Genomic DNA, 9055 nt, shown 5'->3' on the forward strand with positions numbered 1-9055 from the left:
GACGATCCGCTTGAGGCCGGGCTGGAGATCTACGCCTGCCCGCCCGGCAAGCGGCTGGCCGTGATGAGCCTGATGTCCGGCGGCGAACAGGCCCTGACCGCCGCGGCCCTGATCTTCGCCGTCTTCCTCGCCAATCCGGCCCCGGTCTGCGTGCTGGACGAGGTCGACGCCCCGCTGGACGACGCCAACGTCGACCGCTTCTGCCGCATGCTCGACGAGATGCGGAAGCGGACCGACACCCGCTTCATCGTCATCACCCACAACCCGGTGACCATGAGCCGGATGGACCGGCTCTACGGCGTGACCATGCCCGAGCGGGGAGTGTCGCAGCTGGTGAGTGTGGACCTGAGCCAGGCGGAAGAGATCGTGGCGGCCTAGCGCGAGCCCAGCAGCTCAGTCCGCACGAACCATCCGAAGATCGCCGGCCCCTCGATGACATAGCGGCGGAACATCCGGCGCGGCTGGCTCAGCAGCCGGTGCAGCCATTCCAGCGACAGCTGCTGAAACACCTTCGGCGCCCGTTGCTGGCGGCCGGTCAGGAAGTCCACCGAGGCGCCGACGCACAGGGTCACCCCCGTCTTCCGCCCCGCCGCGCGCAGGGCGTGGGCGAACAGCTCCTGTTTCGGGAAGGAGACGCAGGCCAGCAGCACGTCCCACTCCGCCCCGGCGGAATGGCCGACGGCGGCGCGCCAGCCCAGGGTGCCGGGCACCAGCATCGGGGCGTCGAGGTATTTCAGCCTCTGGCGCGGATAGCGGGCGGCCAGTTCATTGAAGGCCGCGCGGTCAGGGCCGAAGACGGCGATGACCAGGCCCTCGGCGGCCGGCGAGGCCAGCAGGTCGGCCGTCATGTCCGAGCCCGGATAGACCGGCAGGGCCACGCCCCGCAGCCGCGCCAGATGGCTGAGAATCCGGCTGTCGCAGATCTTCAGCGCCGCACCCTCATAGACCTCGCGCCCCACCCGGCCGTCCATCAGCTTGACCACATGATCGACATTGGGGGTCACGACATAGCCATAGGCCCCGCGCGCCATCTCCAGCACCCGGGCCAGCATCTGCGGCCGGTCGCCATCGGCGAAATCGAGGGTCATGAAGCGCGTCATGGCGGCAGGATAGTCGCGTCTCGGTCAACGCCCGGTTACGATGGCGCATGATTTTGACCCTGCTCTCGCTGCTCGCCGCCGGCCCGGGCGAACCGCCGCACCGGTTCGTCTTTCTCGGGGCCGGCCGGTTCGCCCAGTATGCCGATATGGCCAGTCTCACGCCGGAGGGTCCCGGCGGGCGTATCCGCGTCTTACAGGTCGTCGAGCCGGATTTCCGCGCCGCCGGCGCGCGCTACTGGGGCGGTTGGTCGTGGTGGCGCTTCGACTGCGGACCGGACGGCCAGGTCGACCGGCTGGATTTCGCCGCCGTCCGCGAAGGCGGCGCCGAAGGCCCGCTCACACCGGACGACGCGCCCCCCTATGAGGCCGTCGAGGGCGGCGATGCGTTCGAACTGCTGGTCGCCGCCTGCAATCCCGACGACTACGACACCGACGCGACCACGCTGGACGAGGCCGTCGCCCACGGCCGGTCCCAGCTGGCGATCAACTCTGCGGCTCCACCGTCGCATTGAGCTGGCGCTGCGTCGGCAGGGCCTCGGGGCATTCGTCGCGCATGAAGGCGAGCATCTTCTCGCGGATCTCGCAGCGCAGGTCGAAGGCGGTCGGGGCGTTGCGGGCGCTGGCGAGGCAGCGGACCTGGGCCACGCGGTCGGTGACGTCGGTGACCTGCAGGCTGACCACATCGCCGTCCCAGAAGGCGCTGGCCCGGCAGATACGCTCGAGCTCGGCGCGCAACCGCTCGATCGGCGCTTCATAGTCGACATAGAGGAAGGCCGAGCCGATCAGCCGCGCCGTCTCCCGGGTCCAGTTCTGGAACGGCGTGTTGATGAAATAGCTGAGCGGCAGCACCATGCGACGCCAGTCCCACAGCTTGATCACCACATAGGTCGAGGTGATCTCCTCGACGGTGCCCCACTCCCCCTCCACGACGACCGAGTCATCGAGCCGGATCGGCTGGGCGGTGGCGATCTGGATGCCGGCGATCATATTGGTCAGGAAGGGCTGCAGGGCCAGGCCGGCGATGATCCCCACCACCCCCGCCGAGGCCAGCAGCGACAGCCCCCACTGGCGCACCTCCGCGATGGTCAGCAGCGCCAGCCCCAGGGTGACGATGCCGATCAGCAGGGCCGCGACCCGCTGCAGGATGCGGGCCTGGGTGACGTGTTTGCGGGCGACCAGATTGTCCTCGGTCTCCATGTTGAAGCGGCGCAGATAGACCACCGCCCACATGTCCGAGGCCCCGATCAGCATCCAGCCGACGGTCAGGATGAAGCCGAACAGCAGGGTCTGGCGGATCGCCAGCGACGGTTCGGGATCCAGCGGCGAGACGGTGACGGCCAGGGCCAGGGCGGCGATCATCACCGCGATCCGCACCTTCAGCCGCGCGCGCCCGACCGTGCCGCGCCAGAAGACGTCGCGCTTGCGCACGGCCAGTTTCAACAGGGCGAAGACGATCTGGTTGGCGGCCCAGCCGGCGAAGACGAAGACGGCCACGATGATCGAGATCACCGCCCATTCGGGCAGCCAGTGGAACTCGCGCCACAGGCGGAGGATCTCGCGGGTCAGGTCCGTGACAAAGGCGGGCATGACGACGCTATAGGCCCTTACGGCCTCAGGCGGGAGGCGCCCCGTCGGCGGCCGCCGCCTCGACCATATCCGCCAGCGCCCGCGTCGCGTCCGGCAGGGCGGCCGATTTCGCGCCGGCGCTCATCGCCGCCAGCCGCGCGGGGTCGGACAGCAGCGGCAGCAACAGCGCCGTCAGCCGCTCCACCGTCGCCTCGTCCTCCAGCGCCACCTCGGCCCCGCCGGCTTCGGCGAGGCTGGCGGCGTTGAACCGCTGGTGGTCGTCCATGGCGATCTTCAGCGGGACCAGCAGCGACGGCAGGGCCGCCACGGCCAGCTCCGAACAGGTCGAGGCCCCGGCGCGGCCGATGACCAGATGGGTGCCCGACAACCGTGTGGCCATGTCGCTGAAGAACGGCGCGGCCTCGGCCTCGATGCCTGCCGCCCGATAGATCTCGCGGGCGGCCTCCAGCGACTCGGCCCGGGCCTGCTGCTGTACCTTCAACCGGGCGCGGAGCGGCGCGGGCAGGGCCGCCAGCGCCCGCGGGACCGCCTCGGCGAGGATGCGCGCGCCCTGGCTGCCGCCGGTGACCAGCACCCGGATCGGCCCCTCGGCCGTCGGGGCGGCGTACGGCCGGTCAAACAGGGCCCGGATATCGGGCCGCACCGGATTGCCGATCAGGCTCACCCGCGCGCCCACGCCATGCGGGACCATCTTCAGGTCCGGGAACGACGCGGCGACGGCGCCGACGTAGGGGCTGAGCCAGCGGTTGGTCCGCCCCAGCACCGAATTCTGCTCATGCACCAGGGTCGGCCGCCCCTGGCTCAGCGCCGCGAGCAGGGCCGGCGCCGACGGATAGCCGCCGAAGCCGACCACCACCGCCGCGTCCAGCCGCTTCAGCGCCTTGCGCGCCTTGAACACCCCGCGCGCGATGGCGACGCCGGCCTTGGCCAAGCCGATCGGCCCGTGCCCGGTGGCGGCGTCCAGCGCGATCCGCTCCTCCGCGGGGAAGTTGTGGGCATAGGCCTCGCCCCGGTGATCCGTGGCCAGCACGATGCGCCAGCCGCGCCCTGCCAGCTCGCGCGCCAGCGCCTCGGCCGGGAACATATGCCCGCCGGTGCCCCCGGCGGCGACGACGCAGACTTTGGACATCAGGACCCTACGGCAGTATCCGCCCGCGATCCGGCAGGCTGGTCCCCGGCTCGTAGGCGCCGGGGCGGCGTCGGGTCAAGGCGAGGGCCAGACCCATGGTCAGCCCCATGGCCAGCATCGACGACCCGCCGTAGCTGATGAAGGGCAGGGTCATCCCCTTGGTCGGGATCAGGTTCAGGTTCACCGCGATATTGATGCAGGCCTGCAGGCCGATCAGCATGAACAGCCCCGCCGCCGCCGTCTGCTCGAAGGCGTCGGTCAGCTTCATCGCCCGCCGCATGCCGCGCACCACGATGAAGGCGTACAGACCGATCATCACCAGCGACAGGATCAGGCCGAACTCCTCGGCCCCGACCGAATAGATGAAGTCGGTGTGCAGGTCGGGCACGTGGCGCTTCATGACGCCTTCGCCGATGCCGCGCCCGACCAGGCCGCCGGCGCGGATGGCCTCGGAGGCGCGGTCGATCTGGTGGGTGTCGGCGGTCTCGGGCGAGAAGAAGCGGCTCAGCCGGTCGCGCATGTGGCTGAAGGCGAAATACAGGCCGACCACGCCCGCCGCCCCCGCCGCCGCCAGGGCCGCCACCCATTTCAGCGGCACCCCGGCCATGAAGAAGACCGCCATGAAGGTGGTGGTGATCAGCAGGGTCTGGCCGATGTCGGGCTGGATCAGCAGCAGGCCGACGCACACCACCCAGGCCGCGAAGGCGATCGACACCCCCGGCACCCCTTGCCCCTTCTGGGCCTCCGAGAACATCCAGGCGGCGAAGACGATCAGACCGGGCTTGGCGAATTCCGACGGCTGCAGGCTGAACGGCCCGAGGTTGATCCAGCGCGCCGCCCCCTTCACCTCATTGCCGATGAAGGGCAGGGCCGCCATGACCACGATGGCGCAGATCAGGGCCAGCAGGGCGATGCGCCGCACGCCGCGCGGCGACAGCAGCGACGCCACCAGCATGGCGACCGTCCCGCCCCCGGCCCAGACCAGCATCCGCCACGAATAGTGGAAGGGATCGACGATCGATTCATCGGCCAGGATGGCCGCCGGGCTGGAGGCGAAGCTCAGCGCCACGCCGAGCGCGACCAGCGTCAGGGCCGCGGCCAGCAAGCCCCGGTCGACCGTCCAGAACCATTTGGCGATGGGGCTCTGGTCGTTGCGCGAAAAGGCGGGGCTGTAGTTGTGGGCGGTCATGGTTCGCTAACCATGCCCTGAAGGCGTAGCCCCGAGGTTAAGGACCGCGGCGCGGAACGCCTCGCCCCGCGCCTCGAAGTCCGGATACTGGTCGAAACTGGCGGCGGCGGGGCTGAGCAGCACCACCTCCTCGCGGCCGGTGGCGGCGGCGGCCTCGGCGGCGGCCTTCACGGCCGAGGCCATGTCGCCGCTGATCCGGTGCGGGGTGTCGCCCAGCCGCGCCGCGAACGGCCCGGCCGCCTCGCCGATCAGGAAGGCCTCGACCACGCGCGGGAACAAGTCCTCGAGGTCGTCGATGCCTCCGGCCTTGGCGCGACCGCCCGCGATCCAGAAACTGCGATCGTAGGACGACAGCGCCTGCCGCGCCGCGTCGGCGTTGGTGGCCTTGGAGTCGTTGATGAAGCGGACGCGGCCGAGCCGGCCGACCTCCTCCATGCGATGGGCGAGACCGGGGAATGTCATAAGGCCTTCGACAGCGGCGTCATGGGATACGCCGAGCGCCCGGGCGGCGGCGTAGGCGAAGGCGGCGTTCTGGGCGTTGTGGCGGCCGGGCAGCGAACGAGCCTTCAACAGATCGATGCCGCCTTGGCCCGGTACGTCCAGCGAGCCATTCGAAATCACGATCTCTTCCGAGGGGGCCGAGTGAGCCACGCTGCTGACCCGCGCTGTCCTCCGGCCCGCCTGCATCAGCTTGTTCTCAACGCCGACGCCCCAGTCATCATCGATCCCCACGAGGGCCAACCCCTCCGGCCCCTGCGCCTGGAATATCCGCGCCTTCGCTGCGACATACCCCTCCATCCCGCCGTGCCGATCGAGATGGTCCGGGCTGATATTCGTCAGGATCGCCACATCCGGCGCGAAGCTGGTCGTCAGGTCCAGCTGATAGCTCGACACTTCGATCACATAGACCGCGCCCGGCTTCGGCGCCGGTAGGGCCAGCACGCCGATGCCGATGTTGCCGCCGACATGAACGGTCTTCCCCGCCTGCTTCAGCACCCAGCCGAGCAGGGCCGTCGTGGTCGACTTGCCGTTGGTGCCGGTGATGGCGACGACCTTCGGGCGCTCTCCTTCCGGCAGCGCCGCGATCGCCCGCGCGAACAGCTCGATGTCGCCGATCACCTCGACGCCCGCCGCCTTCGCCTTGCCGACCGTCCAGTGCGGTTTCGGATGGGTCAGGGGCGCGCCCGGCGACAGCACCAGGGCCGCGAACCCCGACCAGTCGGCGCTCGTCAGGTCCTCGACCGCGAACCCCTCCGCCTCGGCCTGCATCCGGCTGGAGACGCTGTCGTCCCACAGCACCGGCATGGCCCCGCCGGCCTTGAGCGCGCGCGCCGCCGTCAGTCCCGACCGTCCCAGGCCGAAGACCGCGATGCGCCGCCCCTCGAAGCCCGGGACCGGGATCATCTATCTGAGCTTCAGCGTGGCGAGGCCGATCAGGGCCAGCATGGCGGAGACGATCCAGAAGCGGATCACCACCGTCGACTCCGGCCAGCCCATCTTCTCGAAATGATGGTGGATCGGGGCCATCAGGAAGATGCGCTTCCGGGTGGCCTTGAAATAGGCGACCTGGATCATGACCGAGGCGGCCTCGATGACGAACAGGCCGCCGACGATGCCCAGCACCAGCTCATGCTTGGTGGCCACGGCGATGGCGCCCAGGGCGCCGCCGAGCGCCAGCGAGCCGGTGTCGCCCATGAAGATCTTGGCCGGCGGGGCGTTGTACCAGAGGAAACCCGTGCCCCCGCCGATCATGGCGGCGCAGAAGATCGCCAGTTCGCCCGACCCCGGCACATGGTGGACGCCCAGATAGTCCGAGAAGATGAAATTGCCGACCAGATAACTGATGATGCCGAAGGCGCCTGCGGCCATCATCACCGGCACGATGGCCAGGCCGTCCAGCCCGTCGGTCAGGTTCACCGCATTGGAGAAGCCGACCATGGTGAAGGCCGCGAACACCACATAGAACCAGCCGACATTCAGCAGCACGGCCTTGAAGAAGGGGAAGGCGATCGAGGTCTCGAGGTTGGGCGAGGTCGGCGACTGCGTCATCCACAGCACCGTCAGCACCCCGGCGATGACCGAGACCACGACCTGGGCCAGCAGCTTCTGCTTCGACGTCAGTCCGGCCGAAGTCTGTTTCGACACCTTGGCGTAGTCGTCGATGAAGCCGAGCAGGCCGAAGGCCGCCGTCACGCCCGAGACGATCCAGATATAGGGATTGGTCAGGTCGCCCCACAGGAACACCGCAACGGCGATGCCCGCCAGGATCATCAGCCCGCCCATGGTCGGGGTGCCGACCTTGGACAGGTGCGAGATCGGCCCATCCGCGCGGATCGGCTGGCCCTTGCCCTGTTTGACCCGCATCCAGGCGATGAACCGGCTGCCCATGGTGACGGCGACGATCATGGCCGTGGCCATGGCCAGCGCCACCCGCACCGTCTGGTACTGGACCAGATTGAGCAGCGGATAGTCCTGCGCGATGTCGGCGTAGTGGAGATAGAGCAGGTAAAACATCAGGCGGCCCCTCCCGAGCCTTCTCCCAGAGCCGCCAGGGCCCTGGCCACCAGCGACGCCTTCGATCCGTTCGAACCCTTGACCATGACGATGTCGCCGCGGCCCACCAGCATGGCGGCCTCGGCGGCCAGTTCGGCGGCGGTCTCGCGCCACAGGCCCTGACGCGAGCCCGGCAGGTCGTCATAGAGCCGCTTCATCTCCGGCCCGGCGGCATGGACCAGATCGAGGCCCGCGGCGTCGATCGGACCGGACAGCCCCTCGTGCAGCGCCTCGGACTGGTCGCCCAGCTCCAGCATGTCGGTCAGGACCACCACCCGCCGACCGCCGGTGGCCGGCAGCGGCCGCGCGCCGAGGCTGCGGAAGCCGGCGGCCATCGACAGCGGATTGGCGTTGTAGCTCTCGTCGATCAGGGTGAAGTCGCCGCCCGGCGCATGAACCGTCATCGTCTGCCCCCGCCCCGCCAGCGGCTGGAACTCGGACAGGGCCGCCAGACCCGTGTCCAGCGGCACGTCCAGCGCATCCAGCATCAGCAGGACGCACAGGCTGTTCAGCCCCCAGTGGAAGCCGGACTGGGCCAGCTCGAACTCGATCGTCCGCCCGAACAGCTCGGCCCGGACGCGCGCGCCCGTGTCATGCGGCTGGAAGTCGATCAGCCGGGCGTCGCAGCCCGCCGCCGATCCGAAGGTCGCGATCCGCGCCCCGGCACGCCGGGCGCCCGCGTCCAGCACGGCGGCGAAGGCCACGTCGGCGTTGAACACCGCGACGCCATTGTCGGCCAGGCCCTCGAAGATGGCCGCCTTCTCCGCCGCCACCCCGGCCTCGCCGTCGGCGAAGGCCTCGATATGCACGGGCCCCACGGTGGTGACGCAGGCCGCGTGGGGCCGGACCATCTTCGACAGGGGCGCGATCTCGCCCGGCGCGTTCATGCCGATCTCGAACACGGCCCGCTCGGTCGTCCGCGGCATCCGCGACAGGGTCAGCGGCACGCCGATATGGTTGTTGTAGCTCTTGATCGAGGCGTGCGACGGGCCGGCCAGATCGAGCCCCGCCTTGATCGCCTGGGTCACGCTGGTCTTGCCGACCGAGCCGGTGACGGCGCCGCGTCGGGCGGGCGTCCGGTCCCGCGCCGCCATGCCGAGCGCCTCCAGCGCCCGCAGGGTGTCGGCGACGACCACCGACGGGCCGCCCTCGACCGGATGTTCGGTGATCGCCCCTGCCGCGCCGGCGGCGAAGGCGGCGGCGGCGAAATCATGCCCGTCCCGCGCGCCCTTCAGCGCCAGGAACAGGTCGCCGGCGACGATCTCGCGGCTGTTGTAGGTGATGCCGTTCGCCTGGAAGGGCTTGCCTTCAAGCCGCCCGCCCGTCGCCGCCACGATCTCGGCCGATGTCCACAACGCCTCAGGCACAACGAACTCCTTCCCCCCTCGCGGGGGAAGGTGGGCGGCGAAGCCGCTCGGATGGGGGGGCTGGTTCCGCAGGCAGGCTGGCCAGGGCAGACGCCAATCGGTGGGAGGCGTGTCTCACCCCCCATCCGTC

At 70.0% G+C, this 9055-nt stretch carries 8 protein-coding genes and 1 pseudogene; 2 read left to right on the forward strand and 7 right to left on the reverse strand.

The window, feature by feature from the left end; all coding sequences use genetic code 11:
- A pseudogene (locus tag B2742_RS02165) lies at positions 1 to 378 on the forward strand (AAA family ATPase); the annotation flags it as partial.
- On the opposite strand, the gene B2742_RS02170 reads toward B2742_RS02165, so the two are convergent.
- A complete protein-coding gene (locus B2742_RS02170; protein WP_292062413.1) occupies positions 375 to 1088 on the reverse strand; it encodes a WecB/TagA/CpsF family glycosyltransferase in 714 nt (237 codons plus the stop codon). The pseudogene B2742_RS02165 and the gene B2742_RS02170 sit on opposite strands and share 4 nt — an antisense overlap.
- Positions 1089 to 1147: 59 nt before the next feature.
- Between B2742_RS02170 and B2742_RS02175 the strand changes: the two genes are divergently transcribed.
- Positions 1148 to 1612: a hypothetical protein gene (locus B2742_RS02175; protein WP_292062415.1), complete on the forward strand. Its 465-nt coding sequence runs from the start codon at positions 1148 to 1150 to the stop codon at positions 1610 to 1612.
- Here B2742_RS02175 and B2742_RS02180 read toward each other — a convergent pair.
- Genes B2742_RS02180 through B2742_RS02205 form a run of 6 tightly spaced genes read right to left on the reverse strand, consistent with a single transcriptional unit; the run spans position 1584 to position 8925 of the window.
- Positions 1584 to 2687 carry a mechanosensitive ion channel family protein gene (locus B2742_RS02180; protein WP_292062417.1) on the reverse strand — a complete coding sequence of 368 codons (1104 nt, stop codon included), beginning with the start codon at positions 2685 to 2687 and terminating at the stop codon, positions 1584 to 1586. The two genes, B2742_RS02175 and B2742_RS02180, sit on opposite strands and share 29 nt — an antisense overlap.
- Positions 2688 to 2712: 25 nt before the next feature.
- Positions 2713 to 3816: an undecaprenyldiphospho-muramoylpentapeptide beta-N-acetylglucosaminyltransferase gene (gene murG / locus B2742_RS02185; RefSeq protein WP_292062419.1), complete on the reverse strand. Its 1104-nt coding sequence runs from the start codon at positions 3814 to 3816 to the stop codon at positions 2713 to 2715.
- Between the two features lie 7 nt (positions 3817 to 3823).
- Entirely contained in the window at positions 3824 to 5005 is a 1182-nt protein-coding gene (ftsW, locus tag B2742_RS02190) for a putative lipid II flippase FtsW (protein WP_292062422.1), read from the reverse strand.
- Between the two features lie 6 nt (positions 5006 to 5011).
- Positions 5012 to 6409, reverse strand: a complete 1398-nt coding sequence (murD, locus tag B2742_RS02195) for a UDP-N-acetylmuramoyl-L-alanine--D-glutamate ligase (RefSeq protein WP_292062424.1) — start codon at positions 6407 to 6409, stop codon at positions 5012 to 5014.
- A complete protein-coding gene (gene mraY, locus B2742_RS02200; RefSeq protein WP_292062426.1) occupies positions 6410 to 7519 on the reverse strand; it encodes a phospho-N-acetylmuramoyl-pentapeptide-transferase in 1110 nt (369 codons plus the stop codon).
- Positions 7519 to 8925 carry a UDP-N-acetylmuramoyl-tripeptide--D-alanyl-D-alanine ligase gene (locus B2742_RS02205; RefSeq protein WP_292062428.1) on the reverse strand — a complete coding sequence of 469 codons (1407 nt, stop codon included), beginning with the start codon at positions 8923 to 8925 and terminating at the stop codon, positions 7519 to 7521. Before B2742_RS02205 ends, mraY begins: the two co-directional genes overlap by 1 nt.
- Between the last annotated feature and the right edge of the window lie 130 nt (positions 8926 to 9055).

Source organism: Brevundimonas sp. UBA7664, from assembly GCF_002483305.1.
GTDB lineage: Bacteria > Pseudomonadota > Alphaproteobacteria > Caulobacterales > Caulobacteraceae > Brevundimonas.